Origin of the sequence: Pseudomonas germanica, assembly GCF_019614655.1 — a bacterium.
Classification (GTDB): Bacteria; Pseudomonadota; Gammaproteobacteria; order Pseudomonadales; family Pseudomonadaceae; genus Aquipseudomonas; species Aquipseudomonas neuropathica.
Window position 1 is genome coordinate 6,682,834 of record NZ_CP071586.1, and the last position, 18,585, is coordinate 6,701,418.

Annotated in this window: 21 protein-coding genes and 1 pseudogene; 10 read left to right on the forward strand and 12 right to left on the reverse strand. The window is 60.3% G+C overall.

Going from position 1 to position 18,585, the window contains the following annotated elements; all coding sequences use genetic code 11:
- Positions 1-11: 11 nt before the first annotated feature.
- The 4 genes and pseudogenes from J0G10_RS29755 to J0G10_RS30430 form a co-directional block, all read right to left on the reverse strand.
- Positions 12-773 (reverse strand): uroporphyrinogen-III synthase, encoded by a 762-nt coding sequence (locus J0G10_RS29755; protein ID WP_095049357.1) that lies wholly within the window; start codon positions 771-773, stop codon positions 12-14.
- Positions 770-1,711: a hydroxymethylbilane synthase gene (gene hemC, locus J0G10_RS29760; RefSeq protein ID WP_093429722.1), complete on the reverse strand. Its 942-nt coding sequence runs from the start codon at positions 1,709-1,711 to the stop codon at positions 770-772. The genes J0G10_RS29755 and hemC overlap by 4 nt, the downstream gene beginning before the upstream one ends.
- A 138-nt stretch (positions 1,712-1,849) precedes the next feature.
- A complete protein-coding gene (locus tag J0G10_RS29765; protein WP_093429721.1) occupies positions 1,850-2,596 on the reverse strand; it encodes a LytR/AlgR family response regulator transcription factor in 747 nt (248 codons plus the stop codon).
- A pseudogene (locus tag J0G10_RS30430) lies at positions 2,593-2,733 on the reverse strand (sensor histidine kinase); the annotation flags it as partial. The pseudogene J0G10_RS30430 and the gene J0G10_RS29765, both read right to left, overlap by 4 nt.
- 334 nt (positions 2,734-3,067) lie before the next feature.
- Here J0G10_RS30430 and argH point away from each other — a divergent pair.
- Positions 3,068-4,462, forward strand: a complete 1,395-nt coding sequence (gene argH, locus J0G10_RS29770; protein ID WP_095049356.1) for an argininosuccinate lyase — start codon at positions 3,068-3,070, stop codon at positions 4,460-4,462.
- A 137-nt stretch (positions 4,463-4,599) separates the two neighbouring features.
- On the opposite strand, the gene J0G10_RS29775 is transcribed toward argH, so the two are convergent.
- On the reverse strand, positions 4,600-5,259 hold the full coding sequence (locus J0G10_RS29775; RefSeq protein WP_095049355.1) for a glutathione S-transferase family protein: 660 nt from the start codon (positions 5,257-5,259) through the stop codon (positions 4,600-4,602).
- Positions 5,260-5,382: 123 nt separating this feature from the next.
- Between J0G10_RS29775 and J0G10_RS29780 the strand changes: the two genes are divergently transcribed.
- From J0G10_RS29780 to J0G10_RS29790, 3 genes are all read left to right on the forward strand, one after another.
- On the forward strand, positions 5,383-5,673 hold the full coding sequence (locus tag J0G10_RS29780; RefSeq protein ID WP_093429718.1) for a hypothetical protein: 291 nt from the start codon (positions 5,383-5,385) through the stop codon (positions 5,671-5,673).
- A gap of 246 nt (positions 5,674-5,919) precedes the next feature.
- Positions 5,920-6,165: a TIGR02647 family protein gene (locus J0G10_RS29785; RefSeq protein ID WP_047596728.1), complete on the forward strand. Its 246-nt coding sequence runs from the start codon at positions 5,920-5,922 to the stop codon at positions 6,163-6,165.
- A 183-nt stretch (positions 6,166-6,348) separates the two neighbouring features.
- The gene (locus J0G10_RS29790) at positions 6,349-9,192 is read left to right on the forward strand and encodes a class I adenylate cyclase (protein WP_220557157.1); all 2,844 of its coding nucleotides are present in this window, start codon (positions 6,349-6,351) and stop codon (positions 9,190-9,192) included.
- A 6-nt stretch (positions 9,193-9,198) separates the two neighbouring features.
- On the opposite strand, the gene rnk is transcribed toward J0G10_RS29790, so the two are convergent.
- The 3 genes from rnk to cyaY all read right to left on the reverse strand — a co-directional run bounded on the left by rnk (position 9,199) and on the right by cyaY (position 10,299).
- Complete coding sequence (gene rnk / locus J0G10_RS29795; RefSeq protein ID WP_007911103.1) at positions 9,199-9,609, reverse strand: nucleoside diphosphate kinase regulator; 411 nt, start codon at positions 9,607-9,609, stop codon at positions 9,199-9,201.
- A 128-nt stretch (positions 9,610-9,737) separates the two neighbouring features.
- Positions 9,738-9,962 (reverse strand): DUF1289 domain-containing protein, encoded by a 225-nt coding sequence (locus J0G10_RS29800; protein ID WP_093429716.1) that lies wholly within the window; start codon positions 9,960-9,962, stop codon positions 9,738-9,740.
- Positions 9,963-9,966: 4 nt separating this feature from the next.
- Positions 9,967-10,299 (reverse strand): iron donor protein CyaY, encoded by a 333-nt coding sequence (cyaY, locus tag J0G10_RS29805; RefSeq protein ID WP_077575013.1) that lies wholly within the window; start codon positions 10,297-10,299, stop codon positions 9,967-9,969.
- Positions 10,300-10,616: 317 nt separating this feature from the next.
- On the opposite strand from cyaY, the gene lptM reads away from it, so the two are divergent.
- The 6 genes from lptM to J0G10_RS29835 are packed head-to-tail and all read left to right on the forward strand — an operon-like array spanning position 10,617 to position 15,226.
- Positions 10,617-10,790 carry an LPS translocon maturation chaperone LptM gene (lptM, locus tag J0G10_RS29810; RefSeq protein ID WP_007911098.1) on the forward strand — a complete coding sequence of 58 codons (174 nt, stop codon included), beginning with the start codon at positions 10,617-10,619 and terminating at the stop codon, positions 10,788-10,790.
- 9 nt (positions 10,791-10,799) lie between these two features.
- Complete coding sequence (lysA, locus tag J0G10_RS29815; RefSeq protein WP_220557158.1) at positions 10,800-12,047, forward strand: diaminopimelate decarboxylase; 1,248 nt, start codon at positions 10,800-10,802, stop codon at positions 12,045-12,047.
- Between the two features lie 3 nt (positions 12,048-12,050).
- Complete coding sequence (gene dapF, locus J0G10_RS29820; RefSeq protein ID WP_007911094.1) at positions 12,051-12,881, forward strand: diaminopimelate epimerase; 831 nt, start codon at positions 12,051-12,053, stop codon at positions 12,879-12,881.
- A gap of 13 nt (positions 12,882-12,894) precedes the next feature.
- Positions 12,895-13,620 (forward strand): DUF484 family protein, encoded by a 726-nt coding sequence (locus tag J0G10_RS29825; protein ID WP_220557159.1) that lies wholly within the window; start codon positions 12,895-12,897, stop codon positions 13,618-13,620.
- Positions 13,621-13,622: 2 nt separating this feature from the next.
- A complete protein-coding gene (gene xerC / locus J0G10_RS29830; RefSeq protein ID WP_007950060.1) occupies positions 13,623-14,522 on the forward strand; it encodes a tyrosine recombinase XerC in 900 nt (299 codons plus the stop codon).
- Positions 14,519-15,226 carry an HAD family hydrolase gene (locus J0G10_RS29835; RefSeq protein ID WP_220557160.1) on the forward strand — a complete coding sequence of 236 codons (708 nt, stop codon included), beginning with the start codon at positions 14,519-14,521 and terminating at the stop codon, positions 15,224-15,226. Before xerC ends, J0G10_RS29835 begins: the two co-directional genes overlap by 4 nt.
- Positions 15,227-15,416: 190 nt before the next feature.
- Here J0G10_RS29835 and sutA read toward each other — a convergent pair whose 3' ends face one another.
- The 4 genes from sutA to glnK form a co-directional block, all read right to left on the reverse strand.
- A complete protein-coding gene (sutA, locus tag J0G10_RS29840) occupies positions 15,417-15,743 on the reverse strand; it encodes a transcriptional regulator SutA (RefSeq protein WP_007920420.1) in 327 nt (108 codons plus the stop codon).
- Between the two features lie 102 nt (positions 15,744-15,845).
- The gene (locus tag J0G10_RS29845) at positions 15,846-16,271 is read right to left on the reverse strand and encodes a secondary thiamine-phosphate synthase enzyme YjbQ (RefSeq protein ID WP_095049349.1); all 426 of its coding nucleotides are present in this window, start codon (positions 16,269-16,271) and stop codon (positions 15,846-15,848) included.
- Positions 16,272-16,486: 215 nt separating this feature from the next.
- Complete coding sequence (locus J0G10_RS29850; RefSeq protein ID WP_038359173.1) at positions 16,487-17,824, reverse strand: ammonium transporter; 1,338 nt, start codon at positions 17,822-17,824, stop codon at positions 16,487-16,489.
- Positions 17,825-17,862: 38 nt separating this feature from the next.
- The gene (gene glnK, locus J0G10_RS29855) at positions 17,863-18,201 is read right to left on the reverse strand and encodes a P-II family nitrogen regulator (protein WP_002555808.1); all 339 of its coding nucleotides are present in this window, start codon (positions 18,199-18,201) and stop codon (positions 17,863-17,865) included.
- Between the last annotated feature and the right edge of the window lie 384 nt (positions 18,202-18,585).

Here is an 18,585-nt window from a genome sequence, read left to right on the forward strand (position 1 = left end):
CATCCTTTGCATTAGAAAACGGGTTCGGGATACTCCCGCAACGCCGTCAGCAAAGCCGCGGCACTCGCGCCGCGGCAATCCACAACTGTTTGAGCCCCGGCGGCACGTGCCAGCTCGGCGACCCTTGGGCTTGGTACAAACAACGGCAACGACGCGATGGCCGGCCAGGTATTACCGGCCATTTGGCGCAGGTGCTCGAAACCCTGTCCACTGCTGACCACCAGCCCGTTCAAGCGTTCCGCTTCGATCCGCCGTGGCAGCTCATCCGGGGCATAGGCTGGCAGGTCGCGTCGATACAATTCCAGATACTCGACACTAGCACCTAGCTCACGCAAGCGCTCGGCGAGCAGTTCACGCCCACCCTCCCCGCGCAAGATCAACACCTGCGCTCCGGGCTGGCTGACCGCCTCACGCAGACGCGGCAATTGCAGCAAGGCTTCGCTGTCATCGCCGGTGGCCGGGAAGCTCGCGTCCAGACCGTGATCCAGCAAAATCTGCGCAGTCGCCGCGCCGACACTGAACCACGGCATCGTCAGCGCAGATGCACCTTCGAGCAGATCCAGCGCAATACGCGCCGCCGGTTTGCTGACGACAATCACTGCACTGCAACTTGGCAACTGCGTAATCGCCTGACGAATTTTCTCAGAGACTGGCAGCGGGACAATGTCCAGAAGCGGCAAACAGCTACTGAAAACGCCCTGCCCAGCCAACGTCTGCGCCAGCGCCGCACAGTCTTCCGCGGGGCGCGTCAGCAGCAGGCGCCAACCGGTCACTCGTGACCTGCCTCGCCGTAGACCGCTTTGAGAATGTCGTCGGCGCCCTGGCTGAGCAGGTCTTCGGCGACCTTCACCCCCAGTGCTTCGGCATCGGCACGTGGCGCGCGGGCTTGGGCGCTGAGCAGCTTGCCGCCGCTTGGCTCACCGACCAGACCACGCAACCACAACTGCTCGCCTTCGAGCACGGCATAGCAGGCGATCGGCACTTGGCAGCCGCCATTCAAATGTTTGTTGAGAGCACGCTCGGCAGTCACACGCGACGAGGTGTCGGCGTGATGCAGCGGTGCGAGCAAGGCGTGGATTTCGGTGTCGGCGCTGCGGCATTCGATGCCGACTGCACCTTGGCCACCGGCCGGCAGGCTGTCATCAACACTGATCGCCGAGGTGATGCGATCTTCGAAGCCGAGGCGGATCAGGCCGGCGGCGGCGAGGATGATCGCGTCGTACTCACCGGCATCGAGTTTGGCCAGGCGGGTGTTGACGTTGCCGCGCAGAAAGCGGATCTGCAGATCCGGACGACGGGTGAGCAACTGTGCCTGACGACGCAGACTCGACGTACCGACAATGCTGCCGGCAGGCAATGCTTCCAGGCTGGCATAAGTATTGGAAACGAAGGCATCACGCGGATCTTCACGCTCGCAGATGCAGAACAGGCCGAGGCCTTCCGGGAAGTCCATCGGCACATCTTTCATCGAGTGGACGGCGATGTCGGCTTGGTTTTCCAGCAGCGCAGTTTCCAGTTCCTTGACGAACAGGCCCTTGCCACCGATTTTCGACAGTGGCGAATCGAGCAGTTTGTCGCCGCGACTGACCATGGGCACCAGCGTCACCAGCAGGCCCGGGTGGGCCGCTTCAAGACGGGCTTTGACGTATTCGGCCTGCCAGAGGGCAAGCGCACTTTTACGGGTGGCGATGCGGATTTCGCGAGAGGACATGGATCAATCCGTACTGAATAGATACGGCGGATAATAACAGCTCAGCCAAATCCACTTTGACTTGAATCAGAGTCGGCGCGGCCTCCCTGGCCCGCAGTGCCTGGTAAAAAGGAGCTGGAGCTGTCCGGAATGACCGGGTTACAGGCCCTGCATCATCTTGCGCACACCGGCCACGTGCCGACGACTGACGATCAGCGCGTCACCATTTAGACCCTTGAGAAACAGCTGGAAATGCCCCAGCGGCGTACGCTGCAGACGTTCGATGCGGTCGCGGGCGACCAGCGCGTTGCGATGGATACGCACAAAGCGCTCGCCGAATTCGTCTTCGAGGGCTTTGAGCGGCTCATCCAACAGCACTTCACCGGCCTCGTGGCGCAGGGTCACGTACTTGTGGTCGGCGATAAAGTAGACCACCTGATCCAGCGGGATCAGTTCGATGCCTTTGCGGGTTCGGGCGCTGATATGGCTGCGCGGGCCGTTGCCACTTTCGGCAGCGGGACGGGTCAGGGCTGAGAGTTGCGCCCGATTGGGACGTTCAGCCCGTTTCAGGGCGTCATGCAGATGTTCGGTTCGCACGGGTTTCACCACATAGCCCACGGCGCTGGCCTGCAGGGCTTCCACGGCAAATTCATCGGGGCTGGTGCAAAACACCACGGCCGGCGGCGTTTCACGTTCGCACAGACGGGCAGCAACCTGCAGGCCATCGAGACCCGGCATGCGAATATCGAGCAGCACGATATCCGGCTTGTGGCTGTCGATCAGTGCCAACGCCTCTTCGCCATTCGTGGCGCCGGGCTCCAGAACTGTATAACCCTCGAGCTCGCTCACCATTCGGCTGAGGCGCTCGCGAGCCAGTGGTTCGTCATCAACGATCAGGACATTCATATTGCGCTGGATTCCTGCGTGAGTCTCGCACAAGGATAGCGTAGACAGGTGAAGTGACGTCCGTCACCGCGATCCACGCTAAGACTAGCCCGAGCGCCAAAAAGTGCCGTACGTCGGCCAGCAATATTTGCCAGTGTCCGGGTCGTACTGCTCAAAGCCCGCTGTTTCCTGCGTTTCTCACGGGGTTTGCCGAAGGACAAAACACCCACCCCCTCTTCTTATAGTCGCCGGCCAGACCTTTGCGCGATCCAGAGCCGCGTCGACCCTTATGTCCAACTGTAGACGCTCGCCGGGCCGATATTGCTCAATCGAAAAATATCCTTGTGCAAATCTCCCAGCACCAGCGGCCACTATGGCTGACGCAATGAGAAAAAAACGTATCGACCAGTGTCAGCGACAGTATTGGCAACCCTGTTATTATCCGCGCCAGCGTTTCACGCCTTCTTTCTTCAAGCCGATACGAGCGAATTCATGAGCACTGACAAGACCAATCAGTCCTGGGGCGGCCGCTTCAGTGAACCCGTCGACGCCTTCGTCGCCCGCTTCACCGCCTCCGTCACTTTCGACCAGCGCCTGTATCGCCACGACATCATGGGCTCGATCGCCCACGCCACCATGCTGGCCAAGGTCGGCGTGCTGACCGATGCCGAGCGCGACAGCATCATCGACGGCCTGAAGACCATTCAGGGCGAAATCGAGGCCGGCCAGTTCGACTGGCGTGTCGACCTCGAAGACGTGCACATGAACATCGAAGCACGCCTGACCGACCGCATCGGCGTTACCGGTAAAAAGCTGCACACCGGCCGTAGCCGTAACGACCAGGTCGCCACCGACATCCGCCTGTGGCTGCGTGACGAAATCGACCTGATCCTCGCCGAGATCACCCGCCTGCAGAAAGGCCTGCTGGAGCAAGCCGAGCGCGAAGCCGCGAGCATCATGCCGGGCTTCACCCACCTGCAGACCGCGCAGCCAGTGACCTTCGGGCACCACATGCTGGCCTGGTTCGAAATGCTCAGCCGCGACTACGAGCGTCTGGTCGACTGCCGCAAGCGCACCAACCGCATGCCACTGGGCAGCGCCGCGCTGGCCGGCACCACCTACCCGATCGACCGCGAATACACCGCGCAACTGCTGGGCTTCGACGCAGTTGGCGGCAACTCGCTGGACAACGTCTCCGATCGCGACTTCGCCATCGAATTCTGCTCGGCCGCGAGCATCGCGATGATGCACTTGTCGCGCTTCTCCGAAGAGCTGGTGCTGTGGACCAGTGCGCAGTTCCAGTTCATTGATCTGCCGGACCGCTTCTGCACCGGCAGCTCAATCATGCCGCAAAAGAAAAACCCTGACGTACCGGAGCTGGTGCGTGGCAAGACCGGCCGTGTGTTCGGTGCACTGATGGGTTTGCTGACCCTGATGAAAGGCCAACCGCTGGCCTACAACAAGGACAACCAGGAAGACAAAGAGCCGCTGTTCGACGCCGCCGACACACTGCGCGATTCGCTGCGTGCCTTTGCCGACATGATCCCGGCGATCAAACCGAAACACGCGATCATGCGTGAAGCGGCGCTGCGCGGTTTCTCCACCGCGACCGACCTGGCAGATTATCTGGTGCGCCGTGGTCTGCCGTTCCGTGATTGCCACGAAATCGTCGGTCACGCGGTGAAGTACGGCGTCGACACTGGCAAGGATCTGGCCGAGATGAGCCTGGAAGAACTGCGTCAGTTCAGTGATCAGATCGAGCAGGACGTGTTTGCCGTGCTGACCCTGGAAGGCTCGGTGAATGCCCGTGATCATATCGGCGGCACTGCGCCGGCGCAGGTCAAGGCAGCGGTGGTGCGCGGTCAGGCGCTGATCGCTAGCCGCTAAAGGCCAAAAGCCAAAAGCTTCGCGAGCAGGCTCGCTCCCACAGGGGATTTTTGTCGGCCACAAATTTTGTGTTCAACAAAAATCCAAATGTGGGAGCGAGCCTGCTCGCGAAGGCTTCCTTCAGAGCGCTATAAAACTCACTTCTTGGCAGCGATCATCGCCAAAAACGCCGGCATCGCAGCTTCCTTGTCTGCCGCGATCTTCTGCACATGCGGATTCTGCTCCAACCGCTCCAGCAGCGCCTTCGCCTGCGGCATCTCCGCCAGCAAATCAATCCCGAACAGCTTCTGCCCGACCGCATAGGCCAGCGGCACGCTGTAGAGGAAATACAAATCGGCAATGCTCATACTGTCGCCCGCCACGTACGGAGAAAATTTTCCGTGTCGTCCCAGCGCGGCGAAACCCAGCTGCAATTCAGTCTTGGTCTTTTCCTTGATCGCCTCCGGCAGGGTCATGCCGAAGAACGCCTCGCCGTAACAAGCGCGTCCCGGCAACTCGATGTACAGCTCGATTTCCTTGGCAATCGCCAGCACCTGCGCGCGTTGGAACGGATCGCTCGGCAGCAGCGGCGTGCCTTTCTGGGTCTGTTCGAGGTATTCGAGGATGATCGCGGTTTCGTTGATAAAACCATCGTCTACACCCAGCACCGGCACTTTGCCGCGCGGGCTGATGGCCAGAGACTCCGGTGTCTGCGTCGGGTAGAACGTGACCTCTTCGAACGGCAGGCCTTTTTCCAGCAGTGCCAGTTTGACCATGTTGTAGTAGTTGCTGACTGAGAATCCGTAGAGCTTGAACATCACATAGCCTCCAGGCCGTGCGGGGTGGGCAGTGCCTGTTTATAGATCGCTCAAGCCTTTCCCGCCAGCAGCATCACGCCACTGAATGCGGGTAAACTGGCGCCTTTCCATGAGGAGCCTGCCATGAGCGAGCCGACAGACATCGACAATGACAACGACGAAGAAGAGTTCACCGAAGCGACGTTGATCGAAGCCATCGAAAACCAGATCGAAAGCGACAATCCGCCGGCCGCCAAAGCGACGTTCAACAAGCTGACCCTGGTGGGTGTCGAGCGCGAAGAAATCCTCAATCTGATGGCTCACGTGCTGGCTTACGAAATCGACGCGATGCTCGATGAAGACCGTGCGTTCAATACCGAATGGTACGAAGCGGCGCTGCGCGCCTTGCCGGAATTACCGCCAGAAAAGCAGTAAGCCAAACACATCCCCCTGCTCGCGAATGCCGTGCATCAGCAAAAACAACGCTAAATGACACACCGCTTTCGCGAGCAAGCTCGCTCCCACACAATTTGTCACCCATCCATCCAGCCAACTCCCGCCTCCCGACTACACTGCAATCCGCCTCAAGACAAAATCCCTGATCTGAGCACTGGACATGCCGCAAAAGCGGGTTCACCTTAGGGACGCTGTCGTCCAATTCCTAGAAAGTCTGGAGTCCTTATGTCGCTTACCCCTGAGTTGGTTGCCGAACTGGAAGTCCTCGCACTCTTCAACCTGGACAGTTCCCAGGAAGGTCTGAAAATTCATCAGACCGCTGCCCCGAAACACATCGCCGCCGCCAAACGCCTCTTTGAAAAAGAACTGACCGACCAGCCCGATGGCGGGTATCTGACCAGCCTCGGTCGCGATGCCGCACAAAGTGTGCAAACCGTGCTGACCATTCTGAGAGAGCAGGAAACCGCCTGATTCCCCCTGACTTCGCCCACGGGAACTCCTGCCACGGGATTTCCGCGGGCTTGCCCGGCCATCCGCGATAGAAATCTGACGTCAAAAAACAAATTCAGCTTAAAAGTCCCGCTGCGCAAAGGCTAAACTGCCTCCCATTCCGAGACCCTCTTCGTCCGAGCTTGCGAGCCGGTTTGAGCTGACATGACGCGCACCCACGAAATCCGCCCCGACCTGGACGAAGGCATCGACCGCAAGGTACTCAGCCAGCTGCGCGCGCGTTTTCTCAAACTCAATGAAGGCCGCCTCGGTCGTGCCCTTGAAGGGCTGTCGACACGCCAGCAAAGCGTACTGACGCTGTTGCCGCTGTTCTTTCATGTTAATCACCCGCTGCTGCCGGGCTACGTGTCGGGCAGCACGCCGGCCGGCCTGTCGAATTACGAGCCCGACGCCAACGTGCTGACCGAAGCACAGCGTCTGACTCGTTCGTTTTCGTACAAACCGCGTCACGGCAGCAATCCGCCGCGACCGATTCACGGCCTGTTCCTGATGGGCAGCCTTGGTACGCTGGCGCAAGCCGATCAGAGTGACATGGACGTGTGGGTCTGCCACGCGCCGGACTTGAACGAAAGCGAGCTTGCCGAACTGCGCAAAAAATGCCAGCTGCTGGAAGCCTGGGCGGCGAGTCAGGGCGCCGAAGCGCATTTTTTCCTGATCGACCCGGAGCGCTTCGTCAAAGGCGAACGCGACACCCAGCTCAGCTCGGAAAACTGCGGCAGCACTCAGCACTATCTGCTGCTCGACGAGTTTTATCGCACTGCAATCTGGCTGGCAGGGCGCACACCGATCTGGTGGCTGGTGCCGGTTTACGAAGAAACCGCCTACGACCTTTACACCCACACCCTGCTGTCCAAGCGTTTTATCCGCGCCGACGAAACCCTCGACCTTGGTCATCTGGCGCGGATTCCGCCGGGCGAGTTCATCGGCGCCGGATTGTGGCAGTTGTTCAAGGGCATCGAGTCACCCTATAAATCGGTGCTCAAGCTGCTGCTGACCGAGGTCTACGCCAGCGAACACCCGCAGGTGCAGTGCCTGAGCCTGCGCTTCAAAAAAGCCGTGTTCGCCAACCAGCTGGATCTGGATGAACTGGATCCGTACATGGTCGTGTACCGGCGTATCGAGGAATACCTCACCGCGCGCAACGAGCCGGAACGGCTGGAGCTGGTTCGTCGCGCGTTGTACCTGAAGGTCAACCGCAAGCTCACTGGCAACAGCCGCACCCAGAGCTGGCAACGCACGTTGCTGGAACGACTGGCCAGCGAATGGCATTGGGATCAGCGACAACTGACGCTGCTCGACAGCCGCAGCCAGTGGAAAGTCCGCCAGGTCAGCGCCGAGCGTCGCGCACTGGTCAATGAGCTGAACTACAGCTACCGCTTCCTGACCCAGTTCGCCCGCACAGAACAAACCGTCAGCCTGATCAATAAACGCGATCTCAATGTGCTGGGGCGCCGGCTCTACGCAGCCTTCGAACGCAAGGCCGACAAGGTCGAGTTCATCAACCCCGGCATCGCCCCGGATCTGGCCGAAGACACCCTGACCCTGGTGCAGTCGCGCAACAAGAAGGAACCGGGACAAACCCAGTGGGGCTTATATAACGGCAGCCTGACCGCACTGGAGTGGGAACACTTCGCACCGATCAAGCGCAGCCGCGAGTTACTGGAGCTGCTGACCTGGTGCCACCGCAACGGCGTGATCGACAGCAGCACCCGCCTGGCCCTGCATCCCGGCACCAGCGACCTGAGCGAGTTCGAGCTGTTCAACCTGCTCGGCAGCCTGCAACAGTGCATCGCCCTGCCCTTGCCCACCGTCGCGGAAGAACCGTTGCTGCGTGCAGCGGTGCCAAGCGAAGTGCTGATTCTGGTCAACGTCGGCGTCGACCCGCTCAAGCATCACCGCGACCTCAATATCCTGATGACCACCGAGCGTACCGACTCGCTGAGTTACGCCGGAGTGCGCGAAAACCTCGTGCTGACGCTGGATCAGGTCACGCTCAATAGCTGGAACGAAGTACTGGTCAACCGCTTCGACGGCCCGCATGCCCTGCTCGACTGCCTACGCGATTACCTCAATAACCTGCCGCGCGGGCCGTTGCAGCCGTCATTGAAGGTGCGCTGCTTCTGCCACAACCGCGCGCAGTTCATTGCCCGTCGCGTTGAAGAAATCATCGACACCGCGCAGAACCTGTTGCTCAGCGAGTTGAACCATCGCTACCTGATTCAGGTGCAGCAGCATTATCACGTGCTGGAATTGGTGCCGGGCCAGGTCAACCATGTGGCGCTTGCCACCCTTCCGGCCCTGCTCGATTACCTTGGCGAAGAACAGCCGCGCTACAGTCCGCTGCACCTGGATCCCATGGCACTGGAAGATCACGACCTTGCACTGATCCTGCCGATGGGCCAGCCGGAGTGCATTCAAGTATTCTATCGGATCACCGAGCAGCAGGCCGAGCTGTACGTGCTGGATGAGTTCAACGCGCTGTGGCAGCAACATTTGCCCTATCACGACGAGCAGAGTCTGTTGGTGCCGTTGCAGCGCTTCCTGCAATCGATTCTGTTTCGCCGCGAAGCCGTGCTGCCGATGGACGCCGGTCCCGACGGCCGTCTCGACACTTTGTATTACCAGCTATTGCCTTCAGGTCCGGGGCGCGCGCGCCGGGTCGAAGCGCGGCCGGCACCGCAGACGCCAGTGAACAAGCCGTTCTACGACGTGCAAGCGATCGTCGGCAAAGCCGCACCGGGCGAAGTGCAGGTCACCCTGTATTGCAATCAACGGGAATTCAGCGAACTGGAACATGGCGACCAGCTGTTCAGCGTGGTCGCCCGGGAGATCGTCGAGCAGCGCCGCGAGAGCGAACGCTATCGCTGCTACATCACCGACCTCGACCTTTCGGGCCTGCTCGGTGACGGGCAGAGTTCAAGCAATCTGTATCTGCGCTACAAGGCTGATCTGGAGCGCGCCCTGAACGAGGCACTCGAACAGGTCTGAGGCGGGTTACTCGGGAAACGCGCCACCGTTGGCCGGTTGCGATTCGACTTCCAGCAAAGTCAGTTTGAGGGTCTTGCCACCGGGTGCCGGCCAGTCAATGTGCTGACCGACTTTCAGGCCCAGCAACGCGCTGCCGACCGGAGCCAGGATCGAGATCTTGCCTTCATCGGCGTTGGCGTCCTTCGGATAGACCAGCGTCAGGTGGTAATCCTTGCCACTGCCTTCTTCGCGGCAATGCACACGGGAATTCATCGTCACGACATCGGCGGGCACTTCATCGTGACCGACCACGGTGTCGGCGCGATCCAGCTCGGTTTGCAGCGCAATCACGCCCGGCAGCGTGTCATCCAGGCTGTCGATCAGGCGCTCCAGACGTTGCACGTCCAGACGGGTAAGGGTGATGGAAGGTGCGGTCATGATCCGGGCAGACTCCTTTCTTCTGCACACAAAAAAAGCAAAACCCCGCCAAAAAAGACGGGGTTTTCACCAGGCCTCGATGGGTTGAGGCGTGTTCGGACACTATCACAGCTCAAAAAATATACAAGTCACGCCCCGCCGCACTGTTTGCGCTGCGACGCCTGCGCGCAAATCACACGTCGCCGGTCATCGTCTGCCGAGCGCCATTCGCGAATGTCTTCGACATGGCGGAAGCAGCCGAGGCAGACCTTCTGCTCATCCAATCGGCAAACGCCGCTGCACGGCGAAGGCACGGCCGGGCTGATGTTGCTGTACAGCGGCTTCGGTGGACGAACGGGAGCGGTGTCAGTCACGGAATCACAGACCTTCGAAATCGAATTCAGCGCCAGCCTGCTGCTTGACGATGCGCTCTAGCATTTCGCCCAGTTGCTCTTCGCTCTTGTCGCACATCCAGCGCTCGCTTTCTTCGTCGTAATCGAAGTGGAAACCACCGGACACCGCTGCCAGCCACAGCTGACGCAGCGGCTCCTGGCGGCTGAAGATCAGCTGCGAGCCGTTTTCGAACTTGACGGTCAGCACACCGGCCGAACTTTCCAGATCGATGTCCAGGTCGCTCTCGTCAAAGATGTCTTCCAGTTTTTCCTGGGTTTCATCGACCAGATCGTGGAAACGGGCTTCGGACAAACTCATTGCGGCAACCTCAAAAAATGTCTGATCAGGCTCAAGCGCCGAAAGATACGGACGCTGCCGGCCGATTGCAAAGATTAACGACCAAGCACCGGTCAGGGCATCGAACACCCAACCCTGTGGGAGCGAGCCTGCTCGCGAATGGCCGGCACATTCAACATTATTGTTGCCTGACACACCGCCATCGCGAGCAGGCTCGCTCACACAGGGTTACCAGTGCTCACGGGCAAGCCCCGCCGGACGGGAAGGCCATCACATAGGCAAGCCGCCGGGTGGCCGGTATACTCCGGCGCAATTAACGCATTTTCAAGGATTTCGCCATGAAGCGCCTGATCTCTTCCCTTGCTGCGCTCGTCGCGGTTGCCTGCCTCGTTTCGGCCTGTGGTCAAAAAGGCCCGCTGTACCTGCCGGATGACGATCAGGACCCGGCCGAGCAAGCCCAGTCTTCGCAGAAGCAACCGTCCAAAGCACATAAGCACGACGTTTACCAATAAGGGATCGCCATGGACGCTTTTAACTACCGTGGCGGGGAACTGTTCGCGGAAGGTGTGGCGCTGTCCGCCATCGCCGATCGTTTCGGTACGCCTACTTATGTGTACTCGCGCGCGCATATCGAAGCTCAGTATCTGGCTTACGCCGATGCTTTGGCCGGCATGCCGCACCTGGTCTGCTTTGCGGTCAAGGCCAACTCCAACCTCGGCGTACTGAATGTCCTGGCCCGTCTCGGTGCCGGTTTCGACATCGTTTCCCGTGGCGAGCTGGAACGCGTTCTGGCCGCTGGCGGCAGCGCTGACAAGATCGTCTTCTCCGGTGTCGGCAAGACCCGTGACGACATGCGTCGCGCCCTCGAAGTCGGCGTGCACTGCTTCAACGTCGAATCCACCGACGAGCTGGAGCGCCTGCAAGTGGTCGCCGCCGAGCTGGGCGTTCGCGCCCCGGTTTCGCTGCGCGTGAACCCGGACGTCGATGCCGGCACCCACCCGTACATTTCTACCGGTCTCAAAGAGAACAAGTTCGGCATCGCCATCGCCGACGCCGAAGACGTGTACGTGCGCGCCGCGCATCTGCCGAACCTGGAAGTGGTCGGTGTCGACTGCCACATCGGTTCGCAACTGACCACCCTGCCACCGTTCCTTGATGCGCTCGATCGCCTGCTGGATCTGGTCGACCGTCTGGGCGACTGCGGCATTCACCTGCGCCACATCGATCTCGGTGGTGGTTTGGGCGTGCGCTATCGCGATGAAGAGCCGCCATTGGTTGCCGACTACATCAAGGCTGTGCGCGAGCGTTTGAACGGACGTGACCTGGCGCTGGTGTTCGAGCCGGGCCGTTTCATCGTCGCCAATGCCGGCGTGCTGCTGACGCAGGTCGAGTACCTCAAGCACACCGAACATAAAGACTTCGCCATCGTCGACGCGGCGATGAACGACCTGATCCGCCCGGCGCTGTATCAGGCGTGGATGGACGTCACCGCGGTCAAACCGCGTGACACCGCTGCGCGCAAATACGACATCGTCGGCCCGATCTGCGAAACCGGTGACTTCCTCGCCAAGGACCGTGAATTGGCCCTGGCCGAAGGCGATCTGCTGGCCGTGCATTCGGCCGGTGCCTACGGTTTTGTGATGAGTTCCAACTACAACACCCGTGGCCGTGCTGCCGAAGTGTTGGTAGACGGTGCTCAGGTTTTTGAAGTGCGCCGCCGCGAAACCGTGGCCGAGCTGTTTGCCGGCGAAAGCCTGCTGCCGGAGTAACCCATGCTGCTGCGTTTTACTAAAATGCACGGCTTGGGCAATGACTTCATGGTTCTCGACCTGGTCAGCCAGCACGCGCATATTCAGCCAAAGCACGCCAAGCAGTGGGGCGACCGCCACACCGGCATCGGTTTCGACCAGTTGCTGATCGTTGAGGCTCCGAGCAATCCGGACGTGGATTTCCGTTACCGGATCTTCAATTCCGATGGCTCGGAAGTCGAGCAGTGCGGCAACGGTGCGCGCTGCTTTGCACGCTTCGTGCTCGACAAGCGTCTGACCGCCAAACGGCAGATTCGCGTCGAGACCAAGGGCGGCATCATCGAACTGGACGTGCGTAACGACGGCCAGATCGGCGTGAACATGGGCGCCCCGCGTCTGGTGCCAGCGGACATTCCGTTCGAAGCGCCAGCGCAAGCGACCAGCTATCAGCTGGAAGTCGACGGCACCACGGTCGAACTGGCCGCCGTGTCGATGGGCAACCCGCACGCCGTGTTGCGCGTGCAGGACATCAACAGTGCACCGGTGCATGAGCTGGGGCCGAAAATCGAACACCATCCGCGCTTCCCCGCGCGAGTGAATGTCGGTTTTCTCCAGGTCATCGACCGTAACCGTGCGCAGTTGCGCGTGTGGGAACGCGGTGCCGGGGAAACCCAAGCCTGCGGTACCGGCGCCTGTGCAGCGGCTGTCGCTGCGATCAGCCAGGGGTGGATGGATTCGCCGCTATTGATCGACCTGCCCGGCGGGCGCCTGTCCATTGAATGGGCAGGCCCTGGCCAACCGGTGCTGATGACCGGTCCGGCAGTGCGTGTATACGAAGGACAAGTACGTCTTTGAGTGAGCAGAAACCATGACCGATAAGCCTCAGGTACCCGCCCGACAGTCCGACGAATCAGCGTCCGAGAGCCTGGAGGCGGCAGCGGTTGCCGCATACCTCGAGGCTCATCCGGACTTCTTCGTCGAGCACGAAGAACTGCTGCCCGCCCTGCGTATTCCCCACCAGCGTGGCGATACCGTTTCGCTGGTCGAGCGGCAGATGACCCTTCTGCGCGACCGTAACATCGAGATGCGCCATCGCCTCTCGCAGTTGATGGACGTCGCCCGCGACAACGATCGCCTGTTCGACAAGACCCGCCGTCTCATACTGTCCCTGATGGACGCCGCCAGCCTCGAAGACGTGGTGATCAGCGTCGAAGACAGCCTGCGCCAGGATTTTCAGGTGCCCTTTGTCAGCCTGATCCTGCTCGGTGACAACCCGGCGCCGGTCGGTCGCTGGGTCACTCACGCTGACGCCCAAGTCGCCATCGGCGGCTTGCTTACCGAAGGCAAAAGCGTCAGCGGCAGCCTGCGTGAGCATGAACTGGACTTCCTCTTCGGCGAAGAACAACGCAAGCAGATCGGCTCCACTGCCGTCGTCGCGGTCAGCCATCAAGGCATCCACGGCATTCTGGCGATCGCCAGCCGTGACCCGCAGCACTACAAGAGTTCGGTCGGCACGCTGTTCCTCAGCTACATCGCCGAAGTCATGGGCCGTGTGCTGCCACGGGTCAATAGCTCCCTGCGCTCGGTACGCTGAGCATGGAACGGCAACTGGACGCTTACTGCGAACACCTGCGCAGTGAGCGACAGGTGTCGCCGCACACGCTCTCGGCCTATCGCCGCGACCTCGATAAAGTCCTTGGCTGGTGCGTCAAACAGAACATCGGCAGCTGGGCGGCGCTGGACATTCAGCGCCTGCGCAGCCTGATCGCCCGTCTGCATGCGCAGGGGCAATCCTCGCGCAGCCTCGCGCGGCTGCTCTCGGCAGTACGCGGGCTCTATCACTATCTGAATCGCGAAGGTCTTTGCGACCACGACCCGGCGACGGGTCTGGCACCGCCAAAAGGCGAGCGCCGACTGCCGAAAACCCTCGATACTGATCGCGCACTGCAACTGCTTGAAGGGGCGGTCGAGGATGATTTTCTCGCGCGGCGCGATCAGGCGATTCTTGAGTTGTTCTATTCTTCCGGCCTGCGCCTTTCCGAACTGACCGGACTCAATCTCGATCAACTCGACCTCGCCGATGGCATGGTTCAAGTCCTCGGCAAGGGCAGTAAAACCCGGCTGCTGCCGGTGGGCAAAAAGGCCCGCGAAGCCCTCGAACAATGGCTGCCTCTGCGGGCCATGACCAACCCCGCAGACGACGCCGTATTCGTCAGCCAGCAAGGCCGACGCCTCGGTCCACGGGCGATTCAGGTGCGAGTGAAACTGGCCGGCGAACGTGAACTGGGGCAGAACTTGCACCCGCACATGCTGCGCCACTCCTTCGCCAGCCACCTGCTCGAATCCTCGCAGGATCTGCGCGCGGTGCAGGAATTGCTCGGCCACTCGGACATCAAGACCACGCAGATCTACACCCACCTGGACTTCCAGCACCTGGCGGCGGTCTACGACAGCGCCCACCCCCGGGCCAAACGCATGAAAGGCGATGATTCATGAGCATCCAGTTGATCACCTTCGACCTTGACGACACCTTGTGGGACACCGCTCCGGTGATCGTCAGCGCCGAAGCGATATTGCGCGAATGGCTGAGCGAACATGCGCCGAATCTGGGTGCGGTGCCGGTGGAGCATTTGTGGGGGATTCGTGAGCGGGTGCTGGCCAATGAGCCGGGGCTAAAACATCGCATCAGCGCGCTGCGCCGGCGGGTGTTGTTCCATGCACTGGAAGAAGCCGGGTACGCCCATGACGAGGCGTCGACGCTGGCGGACAAGAGTTTTGAAGTGTTTCTGCATGCTCGGCATCAGATCGAAGTGTTCCCTGAAGTCGAACCAGTACTGGAGATTCTCGCCAATCATTACTCGCTTGGCGTAGTCACCAATGGCAATGCCGATGTGCGTCGGCTGGGTTTGGCGGACTACTTCAAGTTTGCGTTGTGCGCGGAAGACATCGGCATCGCCAAACCGGATGCCCGGTTGTTTCATGAGGCGTTGCAGCGTGGTGGTGCTACAGCCGAAACTGCCGTGCATATTGGTGATCATCCGGGCGATGACATTGCCGGCGCGCAGCAGGCCGGGTTGCGGGCGATCTGGTTCAACCCGGCGGGGAAAGTCTGGGAAGCGGATCGTCTGCCGGATGCTGAAATCCGTAGCCTCACGGATCTGCCAGCCGTACTCGCGCGCTGGAATGCCACCTCAAACTGATCTACTACCCCCTGTGGGAGCGAGCCTGCTCGCGAAGGCATTCTGTCATTCAATACTGATGTTGACTGACCCACCGCTTTCGCGAGCAGGCTCGCTCCCACAGGGAATTGCATTCGTTTCGATAGCTTTATTCCAGGCATGAAAAAGCCCGCAGCGACGGCGGGCCTTTTCAGCAAGCCAGCGGCACGCCTCAGATAGGGCGGCTGCCGTACTTGTTGTCCGGCTTTTTCGGAGGATCGGCGACCACGTTGGCCTCCACTTCCTGAACCTTGCCGCCACGCGACAGGAACTCTTCCATGGCCTTGGCCAGGGCGTCGCGTTCCTTGTTCTTGGCTTCAATGCTCGGCAATTCGTCAACCGACACCGCAGCCTTGGCTTTGCCTTTGGCAGCCGGGGCCGGCGTATCGTCACCGCCATCGTCGTCAGCAACGTCTTCCGCTGCTGCTTCCAGGCCTTCTTCGGCCTCGTCTTCGTCGCCTACTTCGAGGTCGTCGTTTTCCAGATCATCGTCGCTCATGTTCTACCTCATGACTTGCGAAAAGCAGATTAGTTATAGACCAGCTTTGGCAACTGTCGAAAGTCGCCGTTAAAAAATCAGTAACCATTGATGACCAACGGTTTACGCCCCTTCACCGTGCAAGGTGGCGAGGACTTTTCGGGCACCGCCATGATCACGGTGCTCGCCCAGATAAACGCCTTGCCAGGTTCCCAGTGCCAGGCGACCTGCCGAAACCGGCAGACTGATCTGGCAGCCAAGCACGCTGGCCTTGAAGTGCGCCGGGAGGTCGTCCAGGCCTTCGTCGTTATGCTCATAGCCGTCTGTTCCTTGTGGGATCAGACGATTGAAAAATCGTTCGAAGTCGCGACGTACCGCCGGATCGGCGTTCTCGTTGATGGTCAACGACGCCGAGGTATGCTGCAGCCACAAATGCAACAGACCGACCCGACACTGCCTGAGTTCAGGCAGCCCGGCGAGTAACTCGTCCGTTACCAGATGAAAGCCCCGGGGCCGCGCCCGCAGGGTTATCAGAGTCTGTTGCCACATACAGTTCTCCGCACGTTCGGGGCGCATTCTAGCGCGCTCTGGGAAAAAACAAAGGCCCTAATATTCCTGCAATGATGTAAGCCATTGGCCGCAGAAAAACGCTCGTCGTAAACACGACCAAAGCCGTACGAAAAATCCTTTCAGCTATTCTCTCTGCGACAAATTCCAGACAAAAAAATGCCCGGCGAACCGGGCAAGTTTTTTAGTGCGCGTACTTACAGGTTGTAGCCGCGTTCGTTGTGTTGTGCCAGATCGAGGCCCACCGACTCTTCTTCCTCGGTCACACGCAGACCCATGACGGCGTCCAGGACCTTGAGGATGATGAAGGTGACGATCGCGGTGTAGATCACCGTGAAGCCCACGCCTTTGACCTGAATCCAGACTTGCGCACCGATATCGGTAACGGTGCCGAAGCCACCCAGCGCCGGCGCAGCGAACACACCGGTGAGGATCGCGCCGAGGATACCGCCGATACCGTGCACGCCGAACGCGTCCAGGGAATCGTCATAACCGAGTTTGCGTTTCAGGGTTGTGGCGCAGAAGAAGCACACCACGCCTGCGGCCAGACCAATCACCAGTGCGCCCATCGGGCCCACGGTGCCAGCAGCCGGAGTAATCGCTACCAGACCGGCAACCACACCCGATGCGATACCCAGTGCGCTTGGCTTGCCGTGGGTGACCCACTCGGCAAACATCCAGCCCAGTGCCGCAGCAGCGGTAGCAATCTGAGTGACCAGCATCGCCATGCCGGCAGTGCCGTTGGCCGCCGCAGCGGAGCCGGCGTTGAAGCCGAACCAGCCGACCCACAGCATCGCCGCGCCCATCAGGGTGTAACCGAGGTTGTGCGGCGCCATCGGGGTGGTCGGGAAGCCTTTGCGCTTGCCCAATACCAGGCAGGCAATCAGACCAGCCACACCGGCGTTGATGTGCACCACGGTGCCGCCGGCGAAGTCGAGCACGCCCCAGTCCCACATCAGGCCGCCGTTGCCGGACCAGACCATGTGCGCGATCGGTGCATAAACCAGGGTGAACCAGATAGCCATGAAGATCAGCATCGCGGAGAACTTCATCCGCTCAGCGAACGCACCGACGATCAGCGCCGGGGTGATGATCGCGAAGGTCATCTGGAAGGTGATGAACACCGCCTCAGGGAACAAAGCCGCTGGGCCGGTCAGGCTCGAAGGCGTGACACCGGCGAGGAACGCCTTGCCCATGCCGCCGAAGAACGAGTTGAAGTTGACGACGCCCTGCTCCATGCCGGTGGTGTCGAACGCAATGCTGTAGCCATAAATGACCCACAGGATGCTGATCAGACCGGTAATGGCGAAGCACTGCATCATCACGGAAAGAATGTTTTTCGAGCGAACCATGCCGCCGTAGAACAGCGCCAGGCCGGGGATGGTCATGAACAGCACGAGGGCTGTCGAGGTGAGCATCCAGGCAGTGTCGCCGGAATTGAGGACCGGGGCCGCCACTTCGTCTGCCGCCATTGCAAGGCTTGGCATTACGATGGACAACAGGGCTCCTAGCCCTGCGAATTTACGCAGAGTCATATTGTTTTCTCCTGGGGCGTTGGGGTTTGTGGCGGCGCTTAGATCGCGTCGGTATCGGTTTCGCCGGTACGGATGCGGATCGCCTGTTCCAGATTGACCACGAAGATCTTGCCGTCACCGATCTTGCCGGTGTTGGCCGCTTTGGTTATCGCCTCGATAACCCGATCCAGATCCTTGTCGTCGATGGCCACGTCGATTTTCACCTTGGGCAGAAAATCGACCACATATTCCGCGCCGCGATACAGCTCGGTGTGACCCTTCTGCCGGCCGAAGCCTTTAACTTCAGTAACGGTAATGCCCTGCACGCCGATTTCGGACAGCGACTCGCGCACGTCGTCCAACTTGAACGGCTTGATGATGGCAGTGACTAGCTTCATGAAACTCTCTCCCGAATTGGTGGACTTGCCCCAGGAAAACAAACCCGACTCAAGTCTAAGCGCAGTGCCTGGCTTTGTAACGCATCGTCGGCCTTACCTGCCCGACTGACGCCAGCTAACCGCTGCTGACGAAACTCCCCGCTCCGTCTGCCGCACTGCATTCGTCACAGCGACTGCATCAGTGCATGGGTCGAAGGTGACTAAGCAGAAACCTTGCCATCTCGCCAAAATCCCCTGATTTCAATCCCTTGGCCGCTGCCTCAAGCCATCCCGTGCAGAAGGCACAGCGGATACGCACAACAACGGTGCGTCGCCGTCCGTCCGCCTGCGCGAAAAGCGTGCATCCCTGACCACGAGATTGACTATAGACACTGCGTGATACAC